The organism is Cereibacter azotoformans (assembly GCF_021391315.1).
GTDB classification, from domain to species: domain Bacteria; phylum Pseudomonadota; class Alphaproteobacteria; order Rhodobacterales; family Rhodobacteraceae; genus Cereibacter_A; species Cereibacter_A azotoformans.
In genome coordinates this window covers 1,362,553-1,387,663 of the sequence record NZ_CP090021.1, presented here as the reverse complement: position 1 = coordinate 1,387,663, position 25,111 = coordinate 1,362,553, and the positions used below count along the sequence as shown (strand labels likewise).

General features: G+C 71.2%; 26 protein-coding genes. 11 read left to right on the top strand and 15 right to left on the bottom strand.

What is annotated here, in order from left to right; genetic code table 11:
• Positions 1-22 precede the first annotated feature (22 nt).
• The 6 genes from LV780_RS06965 (at position 23) to LV780_RS06940 (ending at position 5,761) form a co-directional block, all read left to right on the top strand.
• Positions 23-1,036 (top strand): TRAP transporter substrate-binding protein, encoded by a 1,014-nt coding sequence (locus LV780_RS06965; protein WP_108220194.1) that lies wholly within the window; start codon positions 23-25, stop codon positions 1,034-1,036.
• Positions 1,033-2,592, top strand: coding sequence for a CoA-transferase (locus tag LV780_RS06960; protein ID WP_108220193.1), 1,560 nt, complete (start codon positions 1,033-1,035; stop codon positions 2,590-2,592). Before LV780_RS06965 ends, LV780_RS06960 begins: the two co-directional genes overlap by 4 nt.
• Positions 2,589-3,383, top strand: coding sequence for an HpcH/HpaI aldolase family protein (locus tag LV780_RS06955; protein WP_108220192.1), 795 nt, complete (start codon positions 2,589-2,591; stop codon positions 3,381-3,383). Before LV780_RS06960 ends, LV780_RS06955 begins: the two co-directional genes overlap by 4 nt.
• Complete coding sequence (locus LV780_RS06950; protein WP_108220191.1) at positions 3,380-3,862, top strand: MaoC/PaaZ C-terminal domain-containing protein; 483 nt, start codon at positions 3,380-3,382, stop codon at positions 3,860-3,862. The genes LV780_RS06955 and LV780_RS06950 overlap by 4 nt, the downstream gene beginning before the upstream one ends.
• Positions 3,859-4,626 carry an enoyl-CoA hydratase/isomerase family protein gene (locus LV780_RS06945; RefSeq protein ID WP_181318446.1) on the top strand — a complete coding sequence of 256 codons (768 nt, stop codon included), beginning with the start codon at positions 3,859-3,861 and terminating at the stop codon, positions 4,624-4,626. Before LV780_RS06950 ends, LV780_RS06945 begins: the two co-directional genes overlap by 4 nt.
• 103 nt (positions 4,627-4,729) lie before the next feature.
• Positions 4,730-5,761 (top strand): LacI family DNA-binding transcriptional regulator, encoded by a 1,032-nt coding sequence (locus LV780_RS06940; protein ID WP_108220189.1) that lies wholly within the window; start codon positions 4,730-4,732, stop codon positions 5,759-5,761.
• Positions 5,762-5,773: 12 nt separating this feature from the next.
• On the opposite strand, the gene LV780_RS06935 is transcribed toward LV780_RS06940, so the two are convergent.
• Complete coding sequence (locus LV780_RS06935; protein ID WP_181318445.1) at positions 5,774-6,562, bottom strand: gamma-glutamyl-gamma-aminobutyrate hydrolase family protein; 789 nt, start codon at positions 6,560-6,562, stop codon at positions 5,774-5,776.
• 240 nt (positions 6,563-6,802) lie between these two features.
• Here LV780_RS06935 and copM point away from each other — a divergent pair, with 240 nt between their 5' ends.
• The gene (copM, locus tag LV780_RS06930; RefSeq protein ID WP_108220188.1) at positions 6,803-7,144 is read left to right on the top strand and encodes a CopM family metallochaperone; all 342 of its coding nucleotides are present in this window, start codon (positions 6,803-6,805) and stop codon (positions 7,142-7,144) included.
• Positions 7,145-7,303: 159 nt separating this feature from the next.
• Here the strand turns inward: copM and LV780_RS06925 are convergent, their stop codons facing one another.
• Positions 7,304-7,579, bottom strand: coding sequence for a DUF6477 family protein (locus LV780_RS06925; protein ID WP_011908558.1), 276 nt, complete (start codon positions 7,577-7,579; stop codon positions 7,304-7,306).
• A gap of 224 nt (positions 7,580-7,803) precedes the next feature.
• Here LV780_RS06925 and LV780_RS06920 point away from each other — a divergent pair, with 224 nt between their 5' ends.
• On the top strand, positions 7,804-8,940 hold the full coding sequence (locus tag LV780_RS06920; RefSeq protein ID WP_108220292.1) for a DUF6456 domain-containing protein: 1,137 nt from the start codon (positions 7,804-7,806) through the stop codon (positions 8,938-8,940).
• On the opposite strand, the gene LV780_RS06915 is transcribed toward LV780_RS06920, so the two are convergent.
• The 4 genes from LV780_RS06915 to LV780_RS21930 all read right to left on the bottom strand — a co-directional run bounded on the left by LV780_RS06915 (position 8,910) and on the right by LV780_RS21930 (position 13,044).
• The gene (locus tag LV780_RS06915; protein WP_101342130.1) at positions 8,910-10,238 is read right to left on the bottom strand and encodes an HlyC/CorC family transporter; all 1,329 of its coding nucleotides are present in this window, start codon (positions 10,236-10,238) and stop codon (positions 8,910-8,912) included. The genes LV780_RS06920 and LV780_RS06915 overlap by 31 nt on opposite strands.
• A 175-nt stretch (positions 10,239-10,413) precedes the next feature.
• Positions 10,414-11,349, bottom strand: coding sequence for a site-specific tyrosine recombinase XerD (locus LV780_RS06910; RefSeq protein WP_181318444.1), 936 nt, complete (start codon positions 11,347-11,349; stop codon positions 10,414-10,416).
• Positions 11,349-12,920: a hypothetical protein gene (locus LV780_RS06905; RefSeq protein WP_108220187.1), complete on the bottom strand. Its 1,572-nt coding sequence runs from the start codon at positions 12,918-12,920 to the stop codon at positions 11,349-11,351. The genes LV780_RS06910 and LV780_RS06905 overlap by 1 nt, the downstream gene beginning before the upstream one ends.
• Entirely contained in the window at positions 12,910-13,044 is a 135-nt protein-coding gene (locus LV780_RS21930) for a hypothetical protein (RefSeq protein WP_085996564.1), read from the bottom strand. Before LV780_RS21930 ends, LV780_RS06905 begins: the two co-directional genes overlap by 11 nt.
• Before the next feature lie 188 nt (positions 13,045-13,232).
• Between LV780_RS21930 and LV780_RS06900 the strand changes: the two genes are divergently transcribed.
• Positions 13,233-13,775 carry a shikimate kinase gene (locus LV780_RS06900; protein ID WP_181318456.1) on the top strand — a complete coding sequence of 181 codons (543 nt, stop codon included), beginning with the start codon at positions 13,233-13,235 and terminating at the stop codon, positions 13,773-13,775.
• Positions 13,772-14,884 carry a 3-dehydroquinate synthase gene (aroB, locus tag LV780_RS06895; RefSeq protein WP_108220185.1) on the top strand — a complete coding sequence of 371 codons (1,113 nt, stop codon included), beginning with the start codon at positions 13,772-13,774 and terminating at the stop codon, positions 14,882-14,884. The genes LV780_RS06900 and aroB overlap by 4 nt, the downstream gene beginning before the upstream one ends.
• A 330-nt stretch (positions 14,885-15,214) precedes the next feature.
• On the opposite strand, the gene cobF is transcribed toward aroB, so the two are convergent.
• From cobF to cbiE, 5 genes are all read right to left on the bottom strand, one after another.
• Complete coding sequence (cobF, locus tag LV780_RS06890) at positions 15,215-15,952, bottom strand: precorrin-6A synthase (deacetylating) (protein WP_108220184.1); 738 nt, start codon at positions 15,950-15,952, stop codon at positions 15,215-15,217.
• Positions 15,953-16,025: 73 nt separating this feature from the next.
• Positions 16,026-16,748, bottom strand: coding sequence for a uroporphyrinogen-III C-methyltransferase (gene cobA, locus LV780_RS06885; protein WP_108220183.1), 723 nt, complete (start codon positions 16,746-16,748; stop codon positions 16,026-16,028).
• Positions 16,745-17,527: a precorrin-4 C(11)-methyltransferase gene (gene cobM / locus LV780_RS06880; protein ID WP_101340653.1), complete on the bottom strand. Its 783-nt coding sequence runs from the start codon at positions 17,525-17,527 to the stop codon at positions 16,745-16,747. Before cobM ends, cobA begins: the two co-directional genes overlap by 4 nt.
• The gene (locus tag LV780_RS06875) at positions 17,524-17,904 is read right to left on the bottom strand and encodes a cobalamin biosynthesis protein (RefSeq protein WP_108220290.1); all 381 of its coding nucleotides are present in this window, start codon (positions 17,902-17,904) and stop codon (positions 17,524-17,526) included. The genes cobM and LV780_RS06875 overlap by 4 nt, the downstream gene beginning before the upstream one ends.
• Positions 17,901-19,064, bottom strand: a complete 1,164-nt coding sequence (cbiE, locus tag LV780_RS06870) for a precorrin-6y C5,15-methyltransferase (decarboxylating) subunit CbiE (RefSeq protein ID WP_108220182.1) — start codon at positions 19,062-19,064, stop codon at positions 17,901-17,903. The genes LV780_RS06875 and cbiE overlap by 4 nt, the downstream gene beginning before the upstream one ends.
• On the opposite strand from cbiE, the gene LV780_RS06865 reads away from it, so the two are divergent.
• Complete coding sequence (locus tag LV780_RS06865; RefSeq protein WP_108220181.1) at positions 19,063-19,806, top strand: cobalt-precorrin-6A reductase; 744 nt, start codon at positions 19,063-19,065, stop codon at positions 19,804-19,806. The genes cbiE and LV780_RS06865 overlap by 2 nt on opposite strands.
• Here LV780_RS06865 and cobJ read toward each other — a convergent pair.
• From cobJ to cobN, 4 genes are read right to left on the bottom strand one after another with little or no spacing between them, the layout of a single operon-like run.
• Positions 19,782-20,516 (bottom strand): precorrin-3B C(17)-methyltransferase, encoded by a 735-nt coding sequence (gene cobJ / locus LV780_RS06860; protein WP_108220180.1) that lies wholly within the window; start codon positions 20,514-20,516, stop codon positions 19,782-19,784. The two genes, LV780_RS06865 and cobJ, sit on opposite strands and share 25 nt — an antisense overlap.
• The gene (locus LV780_RS06855; protein WP_180325144.1) at positions 20,513-21,244 is read right to left on the bottom strand and encodes a precorrin-2 C(20)-methyltransferase; all 732 of its coding nucleotides are present in this window, start codon (positions 21,242-21,244) and stop codon (positions 20,513-20,515) included. Before LV780_RS06855 ends, cobJ begins: the two co-directional genes overlap by 4 nt.
• Positions 21,244-21,873, bottom strand: coding sequence for a precorrin-8X methylmutase (locus tag LV780_RS06850; RefSeq protein WP_108220179.1), 630 nt, complete (start codon positions 21,871-21,873; stop codon positions 21,244-21,246). Before LV780_RS06850 ends, LV780_RS06855 begins: the two co-directional genes overlap by 1 nt.
• Positions 21,873-25,109 (bottom strand): cobaltochelatase subunit CobN, encoded by a 3,237-nt coding sequence (gene cobN / locus LV780_RS06845; RefSeq protein ID WP_117344964.1) that lies wholly within the window; start codon positions 25,107-25,109, stop codon positions 21,873-21,875. The genes LV780_RS06850 and cobN overlap by 1 nt, the downstream gene beginning before the upstream one ends.
• Between the last annotated feature and the right edge of the window lie 2 nt (positions 25,110-25,111).

Sequence of the window (25,111 nt, the reverse complement as noted above, 5' to 3'; positions counted from 1 at the left end):
CCAGCCAAGGGAGGAGACTGACATGAAAATCCTGCGTCGAACCATCACGGGCGCCGCGACCGGGCTGCTTCTGGCCCTGCCGGGCGTGGCCCTCGCCGGGACAACCCTGCGGGTGGCCAGCGAGGAGGCCTTCGCCACACCGGCCAAGGTTGCGGCCCAGTCCGCGCTGGAACATGTCGAGAAGACCCTGCCGGATGCGACCGGCGGCGCGGTGAGCGTGCAGCTCTATCCGGGCGGCGCGCTTGGCAGCGAGAAGGAGCTGATCAAGGCGCTGGCCGATGGCACGGTCGATGCGATGGTGCTCTCGCCCGGGAACGCGGCCGGCATCGTGCCCGAGGTGCAGCTGTTCAGCGCGAGCTATCTCTTTGAAAGCTATGACCATGCCCGCGCCGTCATCAAGGACGATGCGTTCTTCGAGGCGCTGGCGCAGATCATCGCCGAAAAGCAGGCGGGCTTCCAGCTGGCCGGGATCGGCCTGACCGGCACGCGCAACTACTACAGCCGCAGCCGGGCGGTCGAGACGATCGAGGATCTCTCGGGCGTCAAGATGCGCGTCATGTCCTCTCCGACCGAGTTCAAGGTCTGGAGCGAGCTGGGCACGCTGCCCACCACGATCCCGGCGCCCGAGATCTACACGTCGCTGCAGACCGGCGTGGTCGATGCCGCCGAAAGCAGCCTGCCGGCCATCTCGGGAAGCAAGTATTACGAGGTCGCCCCCTACATCTCGCTGACCCAGCACCAGTTCAACCTGCATCTCTTCCTCGTCTCGGACATTGCGATGTCGCGGCTGTCCGAGGGTCAGCAGGCGGCGGTTCTGCAGGCGTTCCGCGAGGCGGGGCATATCGAGATCGACGAGGCGATCCGGCTGAGCGACGAGGTGCTGGCCTTCCTGCGCGAGCGGCCCGGCGTGACGGTGACCGAGGTCGATACCGCGCCTTTCGCGCAGAAGCTGCGCGCCGTGCAGGATGAGGTGGCCACCGGCCTCGGCGTCGAGCCGCTGCTCGAGATCATTCGCAGCCACGGGACCCAGGGATGATCGCTGCCGGGGATCAGGGCGACAAGGTGATGCCGGCCGAGCGGGCCATCGCGATGGTCCGCCCGGGCTCCACGCTCGGCGTCGGCGGGGCGGGTGGGGTGCAGGAGCCCGACCTGCTGATCGAGACGCTCGCCCGCCGCTTTCGCGAAACGGGCGAGCCGGGCCGCCTGACCGAGTTCCACGCCATCCGCTGCGGCGAGATCGACGGGCGCGGCACGAGCCTCTTTGGCGCCGAGGGTTTCGTGAGCCGCATGTATGGCGGCTCGTTCTGGCCCGCCGGCACGCCCGCGCTGGTCCGGCAGATCCACGAGAACCGGATGGCCGCGTGGAACTTCTCGATCGGGGTCATGTATGGCCTGCTCGAGGCGGCGGCGGCGGGCCGGCCGGGCCTCTTGACCGAGGTGGGGCTCGATACCTTCGTCGATCCGTTGCAGTCGGGCGGGGCCCTGAACGAGGCCGCCGCGCGCGAGCCGGCCGTCGAGCGGGTGACGGTGGGCGGGCGGCCGATGCTCTTCTACCGGACGGTGCCGATCGACGTGGCCTTCATCCGCGGCACGACCGCCGATCCCTGCGGCAACGTCACGATGGAGGAGGAGCCGGCCAACTGCGGCGCGCTGGCCCTTGCGCAGGCGGCGAAGGCGAACGGCGGACGCGTCGTCGTGCAGGTCAAGCGCCTCGCCCCGCGCGGCGCGCTCGATCCGCATCTCGTCCGGGTTCCCGGCATCCTTGTCGATGCCGTCGTGCTCAGCCCCGGCCAGCGGCAGACGACCCATGTGGAGTTCGACCCGACGCTGGTGGGTGCTGCCCGCCTGCCGCTCGAGGCGGTGCCGATCCCGCCGATGTCGGCCGACAAGGTCATCCTGCGGCGCGCGCTCCTGGAGGCGCGGCCGGGCGAGACGCTGGCCATCGGCTTCGGCGCGCCGGGCTTCATACCCGCCATCGCCGTCGAGGAGGGCGTCTTCGACCGCGTGACCTTCTCGGTCGAGCATGGGGTGATCGGCGGGATCAACGGCTATGCCTGCGGCGGGCGCACCTTCCCCTGCGCCCACAACCCCGAAGCGATCATCGACGCGGCCGACCAACTGCGCTTCTTCGCGGGCGGCGGGCTCGACCGGGCCTTCCTCGGCGTGGGCGAGGTGGACGGGCAGGGCAACGTGAACGTCAGCCGCTTCGGCGACCGCATCCCCGGCGCGGGCGGCTTCATCGACATGACGCAGGGCACGCGGGATGTGGTGTTCTGCATCCGCCTCGGCGACCGGGGCCGGCGCAAGTTCGTGCCGCGGGTCGAGCAGATCACCTTCAGCGGCCCGCGCGCCCTGCGCGAGGGGCAGAACATCCTCTACATCACCGAGAAGGCGGTGTTCCGCCTCCGCCCCGAGGGGCTCGTGCTCACCGAGATCCGCGAGGGGCTCGATCCGCGCCGTGACGTGCTGGACCAGATCGGCGCCGAGGTGCGCGTGGCCAGCGACCTGATCCCCATGCCCGACATCTGCTTCCGCGACGCCCCAATGGGCCTCGCCGATCTCTGGACGACCGAAGAAAAGGAAAAGACGTGACGCGACCCTTCAAGCAGAGACTGCGCGGCAAGGAACCGCTCGTGGGCTGTTTCGTGATGGCGGCCTCGCCCACCCTCGCCGAGATGTGCGGCTATGCGGGCTTCGACTTCGTGATCCTCGATCAGGAGCACGGGCCCGCGGATGCCGAGACGCTCGAGAACCAGATCCGCGCCGCCGAGGCGAGCGGCATCGCGGCGCTCGTCCGCGTGCCGTGGGGCTCGCGCTGGCTGATCCAGCGCGCGCTCGATGCGGGCGCCGAGGGGATCGTGGTGCCCCATGTCACCACCGCCGCCGAGGCCGAGGAGATCGTGCGCTTCTCGCACTACCCCGGTCGCGGGGTGCGGGGGCTGGCCACCACCGCTCGCGCGGGGCGTCACGGCAACGTGAGCGTGGCCGATCACCTGCCGCAGAGCCTGCAGCGGACCTGCGTGATCCTGCAGATCGAGGATGCCGAGGCCCTGTCCGAGGTCTCGGCCATCGCGGGCGTGGATGGGGTGGATTCGATCTTCATCGGGCCGGCGGACCTCTCGGCCTCGCTGGGCCACCCCGGCCAGCCGGGCCATCCCGAGGTCGCCGCCGCCATCGAGGGCGTCATCCGCGACACCGAAGCCGTGGGTGGACCCGTGGTCTCGAGCTTCATCCGCGACGCCGAGGACGCGCGATTCTGGCGCGAGAACCGCGGGGTGCAGGTGCTGTGCCTGTCCACCGTCGCGATCTTCACCACGGCGCTCAGGGGTCTGGCGCAGGCCCTTGTCGTGCCGCATGAGACCAGAGAGGAGGCGCAGGCATGAGCGTGACCGGCCATTTCGAACCCGTGGTGCTCGGCTGCTGGTTCGAGGATTTCTCGGAAGAGGTCGAGCGCCTGAGCCCCGGGCGGACGATCACCGAATCCGACCTGATGGCCTTTTCGGGTCTGACCGGCGACTACAGCCAGGTCCACACCGACGAGGAATTCTGCCGCAACACCGAATTCGGCACGCGGATCGGCCACGGGCTGCTGGGTCTGTCCATCGCGCAGGGGCTGATGTGGCGCACGAACTACACGCAGGGCACGGGCGTCGCCTCGCTCGGCTGGACGAACTGGAGCTTCCGGAGGCCGATCTTCATCGGCGATACGGTCCGGGTGCGCTGGAGGCTCACCTCGAAGCGCGAAAGCGGCAGCAAGCCCGGCATGGGGATCATCCATGAATGGTGCCGCCTGATGAACCAGAAGGACGAGGTCCTGCAGGAGGGCGAGCACATCACCCTGATCCGGAGGCGCCCGGCATGAGCGATCATCAGTTCGTCCGGATCGCCCGCGAGGGGGCGGTCGGAACCCTCACGCTGAACCGGCCGGAGGTGCTGAACGCCTGCAACCCGGCCACCCACCGCGAGATCCAGCGGGCCATCGACGAGTTGGAAGCCTGCGACGAGGTGCGCGTCCTTGTGCTGCGCGGCGCGGGGCGGGCCTTCTGCTCGGGCTCCGACCTGCGCGAGGTGGGCGTCATGAAGGGGCGCGAGGCGCAGGCCTACATCCGCCTCGACTTCTCGACCAAGACGCGGATCGCCACCTGCGCCAAGCCGGTGATCGCCAGCCTGCAGGGCCATGTCGCGGGCGGCGGCTTCGAGATGGCGCTGGCCTGCGACATGCGCCTCGTGGCCGATGACGTGCAGTTCTCGCTGCCCGAGATCCGGCTGGGCACGATCCCCGGCTCGGGCGGGTTGCAGCGCCTGCCGCAGATCGTGGGCCTTGGCATCGCGAAGGAATGGGCGATGACCGGGCGCCGCATCGGTGCCGAGGAGGCCCATCTGCGGGGTCTGGCCAACGCCGTTCATCCGCCGGCAGAGCTGCAGGAGCGCACGATGGCCTTCGCGCAGGAACTGGCCCAGCGGAGCGCCACGGCGCTTGCGCTCTGCAAGGTGGCGCTCGATCCCGCGCCGCCCTCGCCGGACGGGCTGGTGGGCATCTATCATCGTCTCGCCTCGCAAGCCTGTCACGAGGATCCGGGCTATCACCGCGAGGCGAGGCGCTTCCGCAAGGGCGCCGTCCCATGAGCTGCCGGCCGGAGCCGGGCAAGGGATCAGTTGAACCGTGACCTGTCGAAAGCTATGCGGGCCGAAGGACGGGGTAGAAATGCAGTAAGAGGAAGCGGACGGCATGAAAGTCGTGGGAGGCCCTTCGGCCGGACGGATCGCCGAGATCGCAGGAGTGTCGAAATCCACCGTGTCCCGCGCGCTCTCCGGGCATCCCAGCATCTCGGAGGGCACGCGCAAGCGGATCCTGAAGATCGCCCACGAGATCGGCTACGAGCCGAACGCGATGGCCAGCAGCCTCGTCACCGCCCGCAGCGGGGTGATCGGCTTCGTCATCGGCGAGATGGAGAACCCGTTCTACCAGGAGCATATCGAGAAGGTCGCGCGGATCTCGGCCGCCGCCGGCACGCAGCTCATGCTGTTCCAGGTGCCGCAGGACGGCGAGCTGGCCGATGTGGTTCCGGCGATGGCGCGCTACCGGCTGGAGGGCTGCATCGTCATCGCCTCCGTCCGTACGAACGCGAAGTCGCTGACCGCCTGCCGGCTGCACGGCATTCCGGTCGTGCTGATCAACCGGGTCGTGCACGACGGCTCGGCCTCGTCGGTCCTGTGCCACAACGAGGCGGGCGGGCACGAGCTGGGCCGCTTCCTGCTGGCCGGCGGCCACCGGCGCATCGCGATCATCTCGGGGCGCGCCGATTCGATCGTGAACCGCGACCGACTGACCGGCTTTCGCGCGGCCCTCGCCGAAGCGGGGGTGCGCGAGGTGGCCGAAGTGAACGGCGATTTCCGCTTCGAGGCCGCCTATCAGGCCGCGCGCGAGCTGCTGTCCGCGGAGCCGCGCTGCGACGCCATCTTTGCCGTCAGCGACCTGATGGCCTGTGGCGCGATCGACGCCGCCCGCGATCTTGCCGTCCGGGTGCCGGACGATCTGTCGATCGTCGGATTCGACGGCATCCGCACCGCGGCCTGGCCCGCCTACCGCCTCACCACGGTGGCGCAGCCGGCCGATGCGATCCTCTCGCGGGCCGTGGCGCTCATCGCCGCGCGCGATCCGAACCGCGCGCCCGAGATTTCCTACATCAACGGGCTCTTGAAGGTGCGCCGCTCGGCCAGGGTGCCCGCGGGCTACGCGCCCGAGCCGGAATATCTCTGATCCGCTGCGGGCTCAGGCGCTCAGGCGGGCCGGGGAACGGCAGTCGGCCCATGCGCGGACGGCGTCCCCGAACGCGCTGAACAGCGGGCGCGAGACCGGATCCGCCGCGGCATTCCATTCCGGGTGCCATTGCACCGAGAGGGTGAAGCCCGGCGCGCCCTCGACATAGATCGCCTCGGGCGTCCCGTCGGGGGCGGTGCCGTCGATCACGATCCTGCGCCCCGGCCGCGCGATCCCCTGGCCGTGGAGCGTGTTGGTCATGACCTCCTTCGCGCCCATCAGCCGGTGAAAAACTCCCCCGGCCGTGAAGCGCACCGGATGGCGCAGCGCGAATTTCTCCTCGATCGTGCCGTCCGGGGGCATCCGGTGGTTCATCCGGCCGGGCAGGTCGCGGATCTCGGGATGCAGGGTGCCGCCCATCGCCACATTCACCTCCTGAAACCCGCGGCAGATGCCGAGGAACGGCTGGCCACGCTCGACGCAGGCCCGCACCAGCGGCAGGGTGATCGCGTCGCGCGCCCGCTCGAACAGCCCGTGGGCGGGCGTCTCGTCCTCGCCATATTCCGAAGGATGCACGTTCGGCCGCGCCCCCGTCAGCAGGAAGCCGTCGCACAGATCCAGCAGCTCCTCGACCGTCACGAAGTTCGGGTCTGTCGGGATGATCAGCGGAAGACAGCCCGACACGAGCGCCACCGCCTCGCTGTTCATCGTCCCCCCGGCATGAACGGGGTAGCTCTCGTTCAGGAGCGAGGAGTTGCCGATGATGCCCACGACCGGGCGGCGGCCGGCAGGACGGGGCATGGCGGTGCCGAGGATCTGAGTGTCGGGGATCTGGGGTCGCATGAGGAAAAAGATAAGGCGCACGGTCGCGATGGTGAAGGGCCGGACCGCCCGGAACCCCCGCATCCATGCACAGAACGCCGCGCTCTTGTGCGGCCTGTGCTTGCGCTGCCTCCGAACCGGCCCTTCGGGTCACGGGCTCGTGACTTGCGTTCCTGCGGGGGAAGACGGGTTCATCGGATCCTTCACAAGGAGGATTCCATGCGCTCACTGATCCTGATCGCCCTTGTTGCCGCCGGACCGGCCTTCGCCCAGATGGACCATTCCGCCCACGGCCCGTCGGCCGGGTCGGGCTCCAGCCTGGCCTATGAAGAGGCGAACCGGGCGATGCACGAGGCCATGAGTGTCCCGCTGACGGGCGATGCGGATGTGGACTTCATGCGCTCGATGATCCCGCACCACGAAGGCGCGGTGGCCATGGCGCGGGTCGCGCTCGAGCACGGGTCGGACCCGGAGGTGCGCAAGCTCGCCGAAGAGGTCATCCAGGCGCAGGAGGCCGAGATCGCCTTCATGAAGGACTGGCTGACCCGTCACGGGCACTAGCCCGCCCACGGACGCGGACGGGGCACTTCCGTCCGCGCCCTTCTCGCGGTCAGAGGCCGGGCGCCGCCCGAACTGGCCTGTTCTGCGCCGCCCGCAGCCTCGCGGGCGCGCACCATCAGTCCGGGACGGCGCCATGGCTGCCCGGCGTCGCGCGGACCGTCAGGGCAGGGGCTGGATCAGCCGCGCCTCGGCGATCAGCGCAATCAGAACCTCGACATGATGGGTGACCGAGTAGGTGGCGTCCCCCGCCTGCCGACGCGCCTCGAGCCTCCGCTCCTCCTGCAAGAGCGCCGTCACCGCCCGTTCGGGTCGCTGGTCCTCGACCAGTCGGCGCAGGTCGCGCTCGCGCCGGTAGTCCGCCAGACCCAGCCGCGCGGCGCGCATCAGGAGTCGGGGACGGCGGATCTCGGCAAGGAGGCTGCGGATTTCGGTCATGGGATTCTCCTCTGTCTCTGTCGGGGGATCGACAGATTGAGTCAGTGCAACTCTGCGTTGCGCCCGCGACCGATTCAGCGTGCGGAGGTTTCTCGAATGTTTAGGAATTAGAAAGAATTATCAACAACACCGCAGTTGTTAACGAACAGGTAACCAATGCCCCTGACGGTTGCAAAAGTCCAAGGCCGGATACTGCCATCACGCCGGCGCCACGGGATGGAATGATGCAGACCGATCTTCGCTTGTCACCGACGCTGCCCGCCTGGCTTCCCGAGCCGGTGCGGCTCTATCTCGATCACACCGAGGAAGGCCTTTCGCTGCGCGCGCTGGCGCGCCGCGAGGGCTGTCACGCCTCGACGGTGATGCGCCATGTGCGCCGCTGCGAGAACCGGCGCGACGATCCTCTGGTGGACGAGGCGCTGGCAGCGTTCGGGCGATCTCTGGGGCGCGGAGCCTTCCCAGCCAGAAAGGACAGACCCGACATGACGGCACCGATCCGCCCCGAAGCCTCGCCTGCGCTCCGGCCGGCGCTGCTTGACGAGACGACCATCGCGCGCGAGGCCCGACGCATCCTGCGCCGCCTGGCCGAACCGCAGACCGTTCTCGCGGTGGCGCCCGACATGGAGAAGGCGGCGGTCCTGCGCTCGCTGCCCGACGGGAGCACGGCCCGCACCGCCGTGATGGACCGGGCCGTGGCGCAGGCCTTCGCGCTCAAGGACTGGATCACCTGCCGCAAGCCCGGCCGGATCGCCACCTACGAGATCACCGCCACGGGCCGCGCCGCACTGAGGCGCCTGGTCGAGTGCGACGAGGCGGGACGCGGCGGTGGACTGGCCGAGGCGGCGCAGCCCTTCGCCGCCCAGCACCGCGACTGGGCCGAGCGCGAGATCCGCGACGAGGACGGCCCGCGCCGTGTCCGCTACAACGCCGCCGAAAGCCCCGTGGCCGTGCTCGGGCGGCGGCGGGACAAGGACGGGCAGCCCTTTCTCGCGGCCGAACTGGTCGAGGCGGCCGAACGGCTGCGCGAGGATTTCGAGCTGGCACAGATGGGCCCGCGCGTCGCGCAGAACTGGGACCGCTTCCTGACCGGCGCCGACCGGGGCAGCTTTCGCAGCGACTCGGGCGGCGCCGAGGGTCCGCGTCAGGCGCGCGAGCGGGTGGCGGCGGCGCTGCGCGACCTCGGGCCCGGCCTCGGCGACATGGTTCTGCGCTGCTGCTGCTTTCTCGAGGGGCTCGAGGCGGCCGAGCGGCGGATGGGCTGGTCCGCGCGCTCGGGCAAGATCGTGCTCCGCATCGCGCTCCAGCGGCTGCGGCGGCACTATGACGAGACCTACGGCCGGTCGCGCCCGCTGATCGGCTGAGCGTCGAGCGGGCGGACCTTCAGCTTCATGATCCGGTTGTCGCGCTTGGTCAGCACCTCGAAGCGGAAGCCGTGGAAGCTGAAGGCCTGCCCCTCGTTCGGGATCATCTGCGCCTCGTGGATCACGAGGCCGGCGACGGTGTTGGCCTCCTCGTCGGGCAGTTGCCAGTCCATCATCCGGTTCAGGTCGCGGATCGTCATGGAACCGTCCACCAGATAGTCGCCCGTATCGGACCGCTTCAGCGTCATCTCGAGGGCCACGTCGAACTCGTCGTTGATCTCGCCCACGATCTCTTCGATGATGTCTTCCAGCGTGATCAGGCCCTTGAGCGCGCCATATTCATCCACCACCAGCGCGAAATGCGTGTGCCGCTTCAGGAACTGGCGCATCTGCTCGTCGAGGGGCGTCGTCTCGGGCACGAAGTAGGGTTTCATCGCCACCGAAAGGATGTCGAGTTCGTCCAGTGCTCCGGTGCTGCCCGTCCGCATCAGCCGCGACACTTCGCGCAGCAGATCCTTGGCGTGGATGATCCCGAGGATGTTCTCGTGATCGCCCCGATAGAGCGGGATCCGCGTGTGGGGCGAGGAGAGCACCTGCGCGATGACCTCGGCCGCGGGCTTGTCGGCGTCGATCATCTCGATCTGGCTGCGGTGGCGCATGATCTCCTCGACCGTCCGTTCCGACAGGTCGAGCGCGCCCAGCAGCCGGTCGCGGTCCTCCTTTTCCACCGCACCCTGCGAATGGCCGAGCGCAATGGCCCCGGCGATCTCGTCCCGGATCGCGAGCATGTGGTCGCCCGGATCGATCCGCACACCCACGAGCCGCAGAAGGCCCCGCACCAGCACCCGCACCACCGCCACGATGGGCGAGAACAGGACGATCAGCACCCGGATGATCGGCGCCACCACCGAGGCAAAGCTCTCGGGTCGGCTGATGGCCAGCGTCTTGGGCAGCACCTCGCCGAAGATCAGCACCAGCAGCGTCATGACCAGCGTCGCCACCGCCACACCGCCATCCCCGAACAGCCGGGTCAGCAGCGCCGTCGCCAGCGAGGCTGACAGGATGTTCACCACGTTGTTGCCCAGAAGCAACGCGCCGATCATCCGCTCGTTGTCTCCGGTGATCTCGAACGCCCGCTCGGCCCCGCGCGAGCCCTTGTCGGCCTTCGCGCGGAGCTTCGCGCGCGACGAGGCGGTGAGGGCCGTCTCCGAACCGGAGAAGAAGGCGGACAGCACAAGAAGACCCAGAATGGCAACGGCCGTAAGCAGCGTTGCCGGATCAAGGTTCGAGAGGTTCATGACGGGTTACAATCCTTCGGGAACGGCAGGCGCCTAATGTGGAGCGGGCGGTGCCGCCCGACAAGCCTTCTTGCGCAGGCCCGACGTGCAGGCGCCCGCTTGGCGGGGCTTGACTGCGATCGGCAGCGGCCGGCAGCCTCATCGGCGCCGGTTCGTTTGATCGGGCGGACGGCCCTCATTCGCGTGCAAGCGGATGGTGCCTGAGCACGAGGTCCTTCAGATGCTCGTCGAGCACATGGGTGTAGATCTCGGTGGTGGAGAGGTCGGCATGACCGAGCAGGGTCTGGATCACCCGCAGGTCGGCCCCTCCCGCCAGCAGATGCGTGGCGAAGGCGTGGCGCAGCGTGTGGGGCGTGACCTTCGAGGGATCGACTCCCGCCAGCACCGCGATCTGCTTGATCAGGACGTAGAAATATTCGCGCGTCAGATGGCCCGCGGCACCGGAACCCGGAAACAGGAAGCGCGAGGGGACGCGCCCCGCCTTCTGCCCCGCGGCCTCGGCCTCGTCGCGCACCCGCAGCCAGTCCGCCAGCGCCTCGCGTGCGGGCGGAGAGAGTGGCACCATCCGCTCCTTGCCGCCCTTGCCGCGCACGAGGATCATCTGCGGATTGCCCCGCGCCGCCGCGACCGGCAGGCCCACCATCTCCGACACCCGCATCCCCGTGGCGTAGAGCAGTTCAAGCAGGCAGCGGTTGCGGACCTGATCGGCCGCGCGCCGCCCCTTGTCCCGGGCGGCGTCCAGCAGCCGGTCCACCTCCTCGATCTCGAGCGTCTTCGGCAAGCGGCGGGCGCGCCCCGGCCCGCGGAGGCGGATGGCGGGGTTGTCGGCGCGCCATCCCTCTTCATGGGCAAAGCGGTACAGCTGCCGGATCGACGAGAGCCGCCGCGCGCGGGTGGCGGGCGACAGGCCCTGCGCCTCGCAGAAGACGAGGTAGGCCTCGACCGCCGCGCGGTCGGCAGTGGCGAACTCCTCGGACCGGCGCGCGAGCCAGCCGGCAAAGTCCTTCAGATCGCGCCCGTAGGCCAGGCGCGTGTTGCGCGCGGCATCCAGCTCGGCCGCCTGCGCCTCGAGGAAGGCCGAGATCCACCGCTCCATCCCCGCAGGCGCCATCAGCCGCGTCGCTCCAGCAGCATCAGTTCGAGCGCGGTGCGCCGCGCGACCTTCTCGAGCCCGAGCGTGCGAAGGAGCGCGAGGCCCTGCGCGACGCCCGTGGTGTCGCCGTCCATGCCCCGCGTCACCTCTTCGAGGGCGAGCAGCAACGCCTCTCCGGGGCGGTCCTGATCCAGATAGTCCTTCGCCGTCTCGGAGGGTCCGGCCGTGCCGAAGCCCGCCGCGACCGCGCGGCCCATCAGGTCCATCGGCGCGGCGGCGCGCGCCGGATCGCCCGCGGCCAGCGCCACAAGAAAGCCCTCGGCCGCATCCCTGGGCTTGCGGGCGCGGGCGACGGCCTCGGCGTCGGGCGAGAGCAGGCCGACCCGGAAGGCCAGGGCATCCGCCTCGGGCGGCAGCGCCAGCCCCTCCAGCCGACCGGCGAGAAGCCGGGCCAGCGTCACCTCGAGTTCGACTTCCGACATCCGCTCATAGGCCAGCAGCAGAGCGGGACCGGCCGCCGCCGCATCGCCCGCCGTCAGCGCCTCATCAAGCGCCTGAAAGGCGCGCACCCGGTCCCAGACCCCGCCCGAGGCCGCGGCCTTGCGCGCGGTATAGAGGCCGAGCAGCAGGTTCGGCTCCAGCGCGCCCGACCGCGACAGCCGCTCGGCCGCCTCGATCTGGGCCTTCCAGCCGGCGGTCTCGCGCAGCTCGGCATGGGCGAAGGCGATCGGCAGCGACTGGGTGGGCAGCGTCTCGCCCACCGCTTCGAGCAGACGCCAGTCGAGCGGCGTGACGCGCGCGGGATGCGTGAGCGGGCCCTCATCCTCGTAAAGGTCGGGATCAAGGAACCGCGAGAGCAGCGCATCCTGCGCATCGTCCACATATCCCAGCGCCTGCGCCGTGCGCAGCGTCAGGGCGGCGGCGTTCCAGTCGCCGGAGCGGGCCAGGCAGAAGATCCGCGCGGGGAAGGTGGGGGCCAGATCGGGCGACTTCTGCAATTCGGCGCAGGAGGTGTCCTCTTCCCCGGTCAGAAGCGCGATATCGAACTTGCGCCGGAAGATCTCGGCCCCGTTGTCGCTGGCCGCATCGATCAGGCTCGTGGCCGCCTCCAGCGCTCCGATCGCCAGCAGCTTGTCCACCCGCGCCAGCAGAAGCCGCCCCTTGCCCTCGGAATCGGCGGGCGGCTGAGCCTCGGCCAGCAGGATCGTGGTCAGGAGCGACTGCAGCGCGGGCAGGGTGCCCGTGGGTGCGATGGCGATCCGGTTGGCGATGTCGGTCGTCCGCCCCATCCCCCAGAGCGCGTGCGGCAACCCCGTCACCGCCGGCGGCAGAAGGCCCGCCGCATCGGGCGAGGGCCCGTCCAGCGGCGTGACCGCCACCTCGGCCGGCAGCGCGCCCTTGGTGATCCCCGGCTCGTCCGAAGGGGGCGCGACCTTGACCGGCGCCGCCACCGAGCGCGACAGCCAGTCGATCGCGGACAGCGGCTCCTGCGCCGCGGCGCCGGCCGAAAGGCCGATCAGCGCGCAGACGGCCGCGGCCCCGCGTCGCGCACCGGCACGGATCGGGCCGGCCGTTGCGTCATTGGGCATTCAGCATCACCGGCTTGGTCACATCCGTCTGCGGCGGCGAGAGATCGGCGAGATAGGCGTAGCCCGTCAACCCGATCAACCCCGCAACCACGAGCACCAGCAAGACCTTCAAGATGCGCCACATGCCTGTTTCCGACCCTCGTTCTGCCCCGGCTATTGTTGCCCCGGAGGCATGGATGATGCTTCACCGCCCCGGAGATCGTTCGCGTCGAATATATATGGCATTTCACCCGACTTCACGCCATTCAGGCAACAAAGTTGATGTCCGGGGCGGAAGTGCGCCGGCTGAGGGACGGGGACGGCCAGGAGTTCATGGCGCGGCTGAAGAAGACGGTTGTGATGGTGGGGATGATGGGCGCGGGCAAGACCGCGGTGGGCACGGCGCTCGCGCGGGCGCTGGCCGTGCCCTTCCTCGATTCGGACGAGGAGATCGAGCGCGCCGCCAACCGCACCATCGCCGAGATCTTCGCCCGCGACGGCGAGCCCTTCTTCCGCGAGAAGGAGAGCCAGGTGCTCTCGCGGCTCCTGAAGGGCACGCCGTGCGTGCTCTCGACCGGGGGCGGGGCCTTCATGTCCGAAGCCAACCGCCGGATGATCCGCGAGCAGGGGGTGTCGGTCTGGCTCAAGGCCGATCTCGAGGTGCTCTGGCAGCGGGTGCGGCACAAGGCGACCCGGCCGCTCCTGCGCACGCCCAACCCGCGCGAGACGCTGCGGGCGCTTCTCGAGGCGCGCGATCCGGTCTATGCGCAGGCGGACCTCGTGGTGGAAAGCGGCGAGGGAACGGTGGAACAGATGGCGGTGCGGGTGCGCGAGGCGCTGGCCACGCGCCCCGATGTACTGGAGACGGACGGATGACGGTCGATGCGGTGCGGGTGGAGCTGGGCGCGCGCGCCTATGAGGTGCGGATCGGCCCCGGCCTGATCGCGCGGGCGGGCGCCGAGATCGCGCCCCTCCTGCGCCGGCCGAAACTGGCGATCCTCACCGACGAGACGGTGGCGGGCCTGCATCTCGCGCCGTTCCAGGCGGCCCTGGCCGAGGCGGGCATCGCCTCCTCGGCGCTGGCGTTGCCCGCGGGCGAGGCCACCAAGGGCTGGGAGCAGTTCTCGCGCGCCGTGGAGTGGCTGCTGGAAGAGAAGGTCGAGCGGCGCGATGTGGTCGTGGCGCTCGGCGGCGGGGTGATCGGCGATCTGGCGGGCTTTGCGGCGGCGGTCCTGCGGCGCGGCGTGCGCTTCGTCCAGGTGCCGACGACGCTGCTGGCGCAGGTGGACAGTTCCGTCGGCGGCAAGACCGGGATCAACACCGCGCAGGGCAAGAACCTCGTCGGCGCCTTCCACCAGCCCTCGCTGGTGCTGGCCGACATCGGCGTGCTCGAGACGTTGCCCGCGCGGGATTTCCTGGCCGGCTACGGCGAGGTGGTGAAATACGGCCTGCTGGGGGACGCCGATTTCTTCGAATGGCTGGAAGGGGCGGCCCCGCGTCTCGCCTCCGATCCCGAGGCGCGGCAGCGCGCCGTGCGCCGCTCGGTCGAGATGAAGGCCGAGATCGTGGCGCGCGACGAGACCGAAGAGGGCGACCGCGCGCTGCTGAACCTCGGCCACACCTTCTGCCATGCGCTGGAGAAGGCCACCGGCTATTCCGACCGGCTGCTGCACGGCGAAGGCGTGGCGATCGGCTGCGCGCTGGCCTTCGAACTCAGCCAGCATATGGGCCTCTGCCCCCAGGAAGCGCCGAGCCGCCTGCGCGCGCATCTTCGCGCCATGGGCATGAAGGTCGATCTGCGCGACATTCCCGGCGATCTGCCGGATGCCGAGGGCCTGCTGCGGCTGATGGCGCAGGACAAGAAGGTGGTGGACGGCAAGCTGCGATTCATCCTGGCCCGTGGCATCGGCGCGGCGTTCGTGGCCGAGGACGTTCCGGGCGATCTTGTTCGCCGCATCCTTCAAGAGGCGCTGGCAACCCGCTGACGGAGCGATACTTCCGCGGCGTTCGTGGCCGAGGACGTTCCGGGGCCTTGTTCGCAGAATACCTCAAGAGATGCTGGCAACCCGCTGACAGGGCGACGGTTTTACTCCATCAGCGGCCAGGGTCCGGGATCAAAGCGAGCAGCCGGTCGGAAGCGGCGAATACCAGAATTCCAGCACCGGCTGGGGCATGACCAGGCCCAGGGCCTCGTAGGTCAGTCTCGGGACGGGAAACATCGCGGTTCTCCTTCTTGTGCCCGCAGGGGCTTCTTCTGCGGGTAAAACGCGCCAGAACCGGTCTGGTTCGCTCCGACCTTCGGCGGAGGCGGCCCCTCAGCCGCTTTCGCCTCGTGCCAGAAGGTAGATGTCCATGATCCAGCCGTGCCGCGCGCGAGCCGCCGCGCGGGTGGCAACGATGCGCGGGCCTGCCTCCGCAAGAGGGCCCGCCTCGAGGATCTGCTCCGTCATTCCCAGAAAGGCGCCCCACCAGATGCGCACCCCGTCGGGCGGCAGGTGGCGAAAGCTCGTCTCTCCGTCGAGCATGACGGCGAGGCGATCGACCCCTTCGGGCCAGCCGCCCTCGCGCAGCCGGCGCCCGGTGGTGATGAGGACCGGCGCCCCCACCTCGTTCAGGGGAATGGCGTGGGCGGCGCAGAGCGCCTGGATCGCGGTGATGCCGGGAACGACACGCACGCGCGGCGCGGGCTGCAGCCGGGCCGCGATCCGCAGGCTCGAATCATAGAGGGACGGGTCCCCCCAGATCAGGAGCGCCACCCGGGCCGCCTGTCCCGCCGCCTGAGCCCACGCCAGCGCGATCGCATCGTGCCAATCCTCGACGGCCTGCCGGTAGTCGGGGTGCGCCGCATCCCGCACCGGAAGGTCGAACTCGGCCACCGGCACATGCGGGGCGGCCTCCGCCAGGATCGCCAGCCGCAAACCGGCAAGGTCCGCCTTGTCCTCCCCCTTGCGCGGCACGAGGATCAGGTCGGCCTCGGCCATGGCGCGCCGCCCCTCGAGCGTCACATGATCGGGATTGCCGGTGCCGATGCCGATCAGGATCAGGTCCATCATGGAAAGGTTCCTTCCGCAGCCACCGGCGAGGCGCCGCGGCCTCTCTCGGCGTGGGTCATGTGGGCGGAATCGCTCATCCCTCCTCCTCGCCGGCCAGCGGTCCGTAGAGGATCAGCGCGGGGGCGTCGCCCGCCCGCGCCACCTCCTGCACCAGCCCCTCCAGCGTCCCGCGCCAGATCCTCTGCGCCGGGGTCGAGATCCCCTCGGCCAGCATGGCGGGCGTCTCGGTTGGCAGTCCGGCCGCGAAGAGCGCGTCGGCCAGCGTCGGGAAGGTGCGCTTGCCCATGAAGACCACCGTCGTCGCCGTCGGATCGGCCAGGGCGGCGAGGTTCTGTTCGGGCAGCCCGCCCGTCACATCCGCCCCGGTGAGGAACTGCACGCGACGCGCGGTCAGCCGCCGCGTGAGCGGAATGCCCGCCGCCGCCGCCGCCGCGCAGGCCGAGGGCACTCCCGGCACGATCTCGTAGCCGATGCCCGCCGCCTCGAGCGCGCCGATCTCTTCCTCGAGCCGGCCGAACAGCCCCGCATCGCCCGATTTCAGCCGCACCACCCGGACCCCCGTCCGGGCATAATCCACCAGAAGGCGGCTCACATGGTCCTGCTTCGGAGAGGCGCGGCCCGCGCGCTTGCCAACCCCCACGAGATCGGCCCCCTCGCGCGCATGGGCCAGGATCGGCCCCGACGAGAGGTCGTCGAAGAGCACCGCATCGGCGCGGCCCAGACGGTCCACGGCCTTGAGCGTCAGAAGCTCCGGGTCGCCGGGCCCGGACGAGACGAAGGAGACGAACCCCGTCATGCCTGTTCCGGGAAACGCGGATGGGTGCCCACGGGCCGGTAGCGGCGGTCGTAGTCGCCGGCATAGAGGCGGCTCTCGGCGAAATCCTCGGCCCCGAGGCTGCGCCCCACGAGGATCAGCGCCGTCCGCTCCAGCTCGGCGCCAAGGGCCGCCTGCAGCGTGCCCAGCGTCGCGCGGACCACCCGCTCGTCGGGCCAGCTGGCGCGCCAGACGACCGCCACCGGGCAATCGGCGCCGTAATGCGGCAGAAGATCCGCCATCACCCGGTCCAGCACATGCACCGAGAGATGGATCGCCAGCACCGCGCCGGTGGCGGCGAAGGCCGCAAGGCTCTCGCCTTCAGGCATCGGCGAGGCGCGCCCCGAGGTGCGGGTCAGCACCACCGACTGCGCGACGCCGGGCAAGGTGAGTTCCGCCCCGAGCGTCGCCGCGGCGGCGGCGAACGAGGGCACGCCCGGCGTCACGTCATAGGGGATGCCCAGCGCCCGCAGGCGGCGCAGCTGCTCGCCCATCGCCGACCAGACCGAAAGATCCCCCGAATGCAGCCGCGCCACATCCTTGCCCTCGGCATGGGCCGCGGCGATCTCGTCGATGATCGCATCGAGGCTGAGCGGCGCCGTGTTCACGATCCGGCAGCCGGGCGGGCAATGGGCCAGCACCCCCTCGGGCACCAGCGAGCCCGCATAGAGGCAGACCGGCGAGGCCGCGATCAGGTCGCGCCCGCGCAGCGTGATGAGGTCGGGCGCTCCGGGGCCCGCTCCGATGAAATGCACGGTCATGCCGTGGCTCCCTTGCTGTCAGATTCCGCGGCCGCTCGGGCCACGGCGATGGTCACGGGCCCCGCGATCTGGCGGGGCCGGGTCAGGAGTGCGCCGGGGCCCGCGGCCACCAGCGCCGCCGCCTCGGCGACCGATCCGGTGCCGAACCGCTGCTCGATCCGCGCCGAGCGGGTGGGGGTGGCGATGCCGGCCAGCGCGGCCTCCGGCAGCCCCACCACCGGCAGCCCGAGCCCGCGGGCCAGCGCCGTCAGCGCCGGCAGCCCCGCGCGCGCGTCCAGCGTGGCCAGCACCTCGGGCATCTCGCCCAGCAGCGTAAGGGCCGCGGCAAGATCCTCTTCGGTCGCGCTCGCGCGGAAACCCAGCCCGGCCACGATCATGGCCGAAGGCTCCATTGCACGACCGGCCGCGCCGCGTCCCAGCCGCGCATCCGGCCCAGCGGCGTCGCGCGGGCGATCTCGATCCGCAGGAGGTCGCCGCCGTGCCGGGCATGAAGCGCGGCCAGAAGGGCCTCGGTCTCGAGCGTCACGGCGTTGACGACGAGCCGCGCGGTGCGGGGCAGCGCCGCGAAGAGCGCCTCATCGAAGCCGCCGCCCACGAAGATCGCATCCGGTGCTGGCAGGGAGGCCAAGGCGTCGTGCGTGCGGCCCTCGACCACCTCGAGCGGCAGGGCAAAGCGCGCGGCGTTGGCGCGGATGTTGGCCACGCGCTCGGGCCGGCACTCGACCGACACCGCCCGTCCGCCCGCAAGGCACCATTCGACCGAGACAGAGCCCGAGCCTGCGCCGAGATCCCACAAAAGCTCGCCCCGCCGCGGGGCCAGCGCCGCGAGCGTCAGCGCCCGGACCGGCGCCTTGGTGATCTGCCCGTCATGGGCGAAGAGGGTGTCGGGCCGGCCGGGGCTGCGGGGCAGGGCAGTCCCGCCCCGCGCCTCGATCGCCACCGTGACCGGGGCGGCCACATCCGTCAGGGCAAAGCCGCAGGCGGTGGCCTCGCGCACGCGCTCACGCGGGCCGCCCAGCGATTCCAGCACCCACAGGCGGCTGTCTCCCCAGCCTTCGGCGGCAAGGAAGGCCGCGAGCGCCCCGGCCGCGGGCCCGTCGCGCAGCGTGCAGATGGCGCGGCGGCCGGGGGCCAACTCGGGCAGCAGCCGCTCCACGGGCGCGGCATGAAGGCCCAGGCTCAGCACCTCCTCCTGCCGCCAGCCAAGCCGCGCCGCAGCCAGCGCCACCACGCCCGGAGCGGGATAGGCGCACCATTCGCCCGCCTCGAGCGCGGCCGCGAGGCTGCCGCCCGCGCCGTGCCAGAACGGATCGCCGGAGGCGAGCACCGCCACCGGCCGGCCCCGCAGCGCCAGCACCGGCGCGAGATCAAAGGGCACCGGCCATTCCAGACCCCGCGCGCCCGCCTCGACGAGCGCCAGATGCCGCGGCCCGCCCACGACGACCTCGGCCGCCTCCAGCGCGGCGCGGCTTGCATCCGTCAGGCCCGCCGGTCCATCTTCGCCCAGACCGATGATCGAAAGCCAGGGATCAGCCATGCGCATCCTCCTTCTGGGCGGAACGACCGAAGCCAGCCGCATGGCCCGCGCCCTGGCCGAGGCGGGCCTTCCGTCCGTGTTCTCCTACGCAGGCCGCACCGCCGCGCCCGTGGCGCAGCCATTGCCCGTGCGGGTGGGCGGCTTTGGCGGCGTCGAGGGCCTGGCCGCCTACATCCGGGCGGAAGGCATCACCCATGTCATTGATGCAACCCATCCGTTCGCCACGCAGATGAGCCGGAACGCGGTCGAGGCCTGTGACGCCACCGGCACGGCGCTGGTGGCGCTCGAACGCGCGCCCTGGGTGGCGGGGCCGGGCGACCGCTGGATCCGCGTCCCCTCGATCGAGGCCGCCGCCGAGGCGCTGCCCGAGGCACCGGCGCGCGTGTTCCTCGCCATCGGCCGCCTGCATCTCGCGGCCTTCGCGGGCCGGCCGCAGCACCATTACCTGCTGCGTCTCGTCGATCCACCCGAAGGGCTGCCCTTGCCTCACGCCGAGGCGATTATTGCCCGCGGCCCGTTCACGCTGGCCGAAGACCTCGACCTCCTGCGCAGCCACGCAACCCAGTGGATCGTGGCCAAGAACGCGGGCGGCGAGGGCGCGCGCGCCAAGCTCGATGCCGCGCGCGAGCTGGGCCTGCCGGTCGTTCTGATCGACCGGCCCGCGATCCTGCCGCGCCCGCGCGCCGAGACGCCCGAGGCGGTGCTGGCCTGGCTCGCTCATCCGGCCGACCTCGGCGTATAGACCCAGCGGCCCACGCGGCGCGTGGCCGAATTGCCGAGGATCACCACCGTCCGCATGTCGGCCATCTCGGGCGTGGCCTCGGCCAGCGTCACCGTTCGCAGATGCTGCTCGGGCGTCGAGACCGCGCGGGCGAAGGTCACGAGCCGGTCCGGCCCGCAGGCCGCGCGCAGGATTTCCAGAGCGCGGACAAATCCTTCGGGGCGGGACTTCGAGCGGGGATTGTAGAAGGCCATCGCCAGATCCGCCTCGGCGGCGAGCCGCAACCGCTTCTCGATCAGCGCCCAGGGCTTGAGATTGTCCGACAGGTTGATCGCGCAGAAATCGTGCCCGAGCGGCGCTCCGGCGGCGGCGGCGGCGGCCAGCATCGCGGTGATGCCGGGCAGGATGCGGATGTCGAGCGCCTGCCACTCAGGCCGCGCCTCCAGCGCCTCGAACAAGGCCGAGGCCATGGCGAAGACCCCTGGATCGCCCGAGGAGACCACGACCACCCGCCGCCCCTCGGCCGCCATCAGAAGCGCATGGGCCGCGCGCTCGACCTCCACCCGGTTGTCGGATGCGTGGAGCGTCAGGCCCGGCCGTTCGGCCACGCGGGCGACGTAAGGGATGTAGCCCACCACGTCGGTGGCCTCGGCCAGAGCGGCCGAGACCTCGGGCGTGACGAGATGTTCGGCGCCGGGCCCGAGACCCGCCACCACGAGCCAGCCGCTCATTCCGCAAGCTCCGGGCGGCGCCCGCGTCCGGGGACGAGCACGATGGCGAAATAGGGGCAGTCCGCGCCCTCGACCTCGGCCAGCCGCGCGACCCGCTGGCCCGGCATCGTCCCGCGCTCGACGAGCCAGGCCTCCTCGAGCCGCCCCGCGGCCGCCAGCGCCCGGCGCACCTTGGGCAGGTTGCGCCCGGTCTTCATCACCACCACCGCATCGGCCGCCGCCGCGTGCCGCGCCAGATCCTCTTCCGGGAGAGTGCCCGCCAGCACCGAGAGCACATCGTCGCCCCAGGTGATCGGCAGGCCGGCCGCGTTCCAGCAGCCCGCCATGCCGGGGATGCCCGGCACGATCTCGACCTCGGAGCGGCCCTGAAGCCGGCTGTGCAGATGCATGAACGAGCCGTAGAACAGCGGATCGCCCTCGCAGAGCACCACCACCTCCTCGGTTTGCGCCAGCTCCGCCAGCCGGTCGGCCCAGAGGCCGTAGAACTCGGCCAGCATCCGGTTGTAGTCGGGATGATCGAAGCGGATCTCGGTCGTGACCGGATAATCCATCGGATATTCGACAGCGTCGGGGCGCAGCATCCCCTCGACGATGCGGCGGGCCTGTCCCGCGCGGCCCGCCTTGCGGAAATAGGCCACATGGCGCGCCTGCCGGATCAGCCGGTCGGACTTGACGCTCAGAAGCTCGGGATCGCCGGGGCCGAGGCCCGCGCAGATGATGCGGCCCATCATTCCACCCGACAGGCAAGCGCGTTGACAGCCGCAACCGTGATCGCCGACCCGCCGAGGCGGCCTTCGACGATCAGCGACGGGCAGGGCAGGTCTTCCATCAGCGCCTCCTTCGATTCCGCGGCTCCGACAAAGCCCACAGGGCAGCCGATGATGGCCGCGGGCCGCGGGCAGGCCGGATCCTCGAGCATGTTCAGCAGGTGAAAGAGCGCGGTCGGCGCGTTGCCGATCGCCACCACGGCACCCGCGAGATGCGGCCGCCACAGCTCCAGCGCCGCGGCCGATCGGGTGGTGCCCATGGCCCTCGCAAGCTCCGGCACCTCCGCGTCCTGCAGCGTGCAGACCACGCGGTTCCCGGCCGGAAGGCGTGGGCGGGTGATGCCCTCGCTCACCATCCGCGCGTCGCAGAGGATGGGCGCCCCCGCCTCGAGCGCCGCCCGCGCCGCAACCGCCATGCCGGGCGAGAAGCGGACATGCGCCTCGAGCCCCACCATGCCGGCGGCGTGGATCATGCGGACCACCACCACCTCCTCCTCGGGCGTGAAGCGCGCGAGCGCCGCCTCGCTGCGGATCGTGGCAAAGGACTGGCGGTAGATGGCCGCCCCGTCGGTTTCATAGAGATGCGGCATCAGTCTGTCTCCGTGGGAACGCAGGCGAGGAGGGCTGCGATGGAATTGCGGCGCGGCTGCCAGAGGCCGGCCTCGGCCAGCGCGCGGAACCGGTCGCGGAGGGCGGCGAGGGCGGCGGGGTTCTCGCGCGCCATGAAAGCCACCAGATCCTCGCGCATCAGCGTCGCCTCGAAGCAGAGGTCGAAGAGCCCGTCCGGCACCGCGCGGGTGAGATTGGCAAAGCTCGCCAGATGATCGACCGAGGCCGCGATCTCGGCCGCCCCCCGGAAGCCGTGGCGCATCATGCCATCGGCCCAGGCGGGATCGGCGATGCGCGACCGCACGATCCGGGACAGCTCTTCCGTCAGGCTGCGCGCGCGGGGCCGGTCGGGCCGCGTGGCATCAAGGTGATAGAGCGCGGCCTCGCGCCCGAGCCGGGCCAGCGCCGCCGCGAATCCGCCCTCGTGTGCGGCATGATCGTGCGCCATCAGAAGGTCGCTCTCGGCCAGATCCTGCACATGGGCGAAGGCGTCGGCCGCGCGCAGCCGCTCCTCGAGCGCGCCGCGCGCGGGCGTGGCCGCACCATCCGCCCCGATGGCCCAGGACGAGCCCTCGATCCAGGCCTCGCCAGCACTGAGCCGCCCCTCGGGGCTGTAATCGTCGGACCGCACGCCCACGCCGTAAAGGCCGGGCTTCGGCCCGAAGACCCGCGGGCTGCGGCGGAGATAGGGGTTGTCCTCGGGCGCCTCCTCGCGGGCGGCGAGCGCTTCGGCGCCGGTCTCGAAGAGTTGGGCCAGTGTGGGGAAGATGTCGCGGAAGAGGCCCGAGACCCGCAGCGTGACGTCGATGCGCGGCCGCCCGAGCAGCGCAAGCGGCAGGATCTCGACGCCCGAGACCCGCTCGGAGCCCTCGTCCCAGCGGGGGGAGAGGCCCGCCAGATGCAGCGCCATGGCGAATTCCTCGCCCGCCGTCCGCATCGAGGCCGAGCCCCAGAGGTCGATCACCAGCCCCTTCGGCCAGTCGCCCTGATCCTGCAGGTGGCGGCGGAGCAGTTCCTCGGCGAGCTTCACCCCCTGCGCGTGCGCCGCGCGCGAGGGCACGGCGCGCGGATCGACGGAATAGAGGTTGCGGCCCGTGGGCAGCACATCCGTCCGTCCGCGGTGCGGCGAGCCGGAGGGGCCGGCGGCCACCCGGCGCCCGTCGAGGGCGGCCAGAAGCCCCCCGGTCTCGCCCGGTGCCGCGCCATAGAGATGCAGCCCTTCGCCGTAGCGGCTTTCCTTCAGGTCGCAGACGAAGCGGTCGATGCGGGTGATGGCCTCGGCCGGGGTGGCGTCGGGGGGAAGGCCCAGATCCTCCTCGACGCCCGCGGCGCGCGCTTCGTCACGGATGGCGCCGATGAGGCGCCCGCGCCGGGCCGGGTCGAGCCCGTCGGCGGTGGAATATTCGTCGAGAAGCCGTTCCAGACGCACGAGATTGTCGGGCAGCGCACTGTCGCGCAGGGGCGGCGGCATATGGCCGAGAGTCAGTGCCCCGAGCCTGCGCCGTGCCTGCGCCGCCTCGCCCGGATCGTTCACGATGAAGGGATAGATCACCGGCAGCGCGCCGGTCAGCGCCTCGGGCCAGCAGGCGTCCGACAGCGCCACGGCCTTGCCCGGCAGCCATTCGAGCGTGCCATGCGCGCCCATGTGGATCAGCGCATGCACGCCTTCCGCGCGCAGCCAGAGGTAGAAGGCCACATAGGCATGGCGCGGCACACGGGCGAGATCGTGGTAATCGGAATCCCGCGCGGCCAGCTCGCCCCGCTCGGGTTGCAGCGCGAGCAGGAGGTGCCCGCGGCGCAGGGCCGCGAAGCGGAAGGCGCCGTCGCGGCAGTCGGGATCGGTCTCGGGCGCGCCCCACGCTCCCCGAAGCGCGCGTTGCAGGGGTTCCGGCAGGGTCGCGAGCGCGGCCTCGTAGGCGGCGAGCGGCCAGACCTGCCGTTCGGTCAGAAGCCCCTCGGCGAGGTCCGCGCCGGGGGCCGTGGCATAGCCCGCCGCGGCCAGCGCGCCCGCCAGCGCCTCGGCCGAGGCCAGCGCATCGAGGCCCACGGCATGGGCGATCTGGTCGGGCCGGCCGGGATAGGTCGAGAGGACAAGGGCCAGGCGCCGCTCGGGTGCGGGCGTTCGGGCCAGCCGGTGCCAGGCCGCCACCCGGTCGGCCACGGCCGCCACGCGGGCGGGATCGGCGCGGTGGGCGAAACGGGAATATTGAAGGTCCGGGCAGCGTTTGCCGGGCGACTTGAAACTGACGGCGCCCGCGAAGATCCGCCCGTCCACCTCGGGCAGCACCACATGCATCGCGAGATCGGCGGGCGAGAGGCCACGCTCGGCCGCCGCCCAGTCGCGCCGCCGCGCGGTCGAGAGAGCGACCTGAAACACCGGGCAGCCGGGGCCGTCGAGCGGCGAGCCCTCGGAGCCCTTGGCCGAGAAGGCGGTGGCGTTGACGATGGCCGCGGGACCGAGGCGGGCAAGTGCGGCGGCAATCCAGTCGGGCGCGCCCGGCGCCTTCAGCGAAGGCGCGAAGAGGCCGAAGGCGCGGAAGCCCCGTTCGCGAAGCGCGAAAATCAGCGCGTCCACCGGGCCCGTGTCGGCGGCCGTCAGGTAACTGCGGTAGAAGGTGACGACGACGACCGGCGCGCTGTCCGCCTCGGGCTCGGGGATCACGCCGCGGGCGGGGTCATACCAGCCCATGTCGGGCATCCGCTTCTCGCCCGGCACCGGGCCCGCATAGAGCCCCGCCGCCAGCGCCAGTTGCGCCAGCGCCGCCTGCGCCGCCACCGCGCCGCCTGCATCGCAGAGCGCCGACAGCCGCCGCAGCGTCGAGACCGGCAGCGTCGAGAGCGCATCGAGCGCCGGATCCTCGCGCCCGTCCGCGGGCAGGACCGCCAGCGCGATCCCGCGGCGCCGGCAGAGATCCTGCACCTCGGCCAGCCCGTAGCTCCAGTAGCTCTCGCCGCCGATCAGCCGGATCAGGATCGCCTTGGCATGGGCCAGCACCGTCTCGGCGTAGGTGTCGATGGAGAGCGGATGGCGCAGCGCCACGAGGTTCAGAAGCCGGGTCGCGGGCAGGCCGCCCTTCGCCCGGTGCCAGCCCGCCGCGAAGGCCCCGAGATCGCTGTCGGAGAAGGACAGGACCACCAGATCCGCGGGCGTCTGGCCGGGATCGAACGGGGTCGCAGTCTCCTCGAGCCCGTGGCTTTCGCGGAAGACGACATGCATGG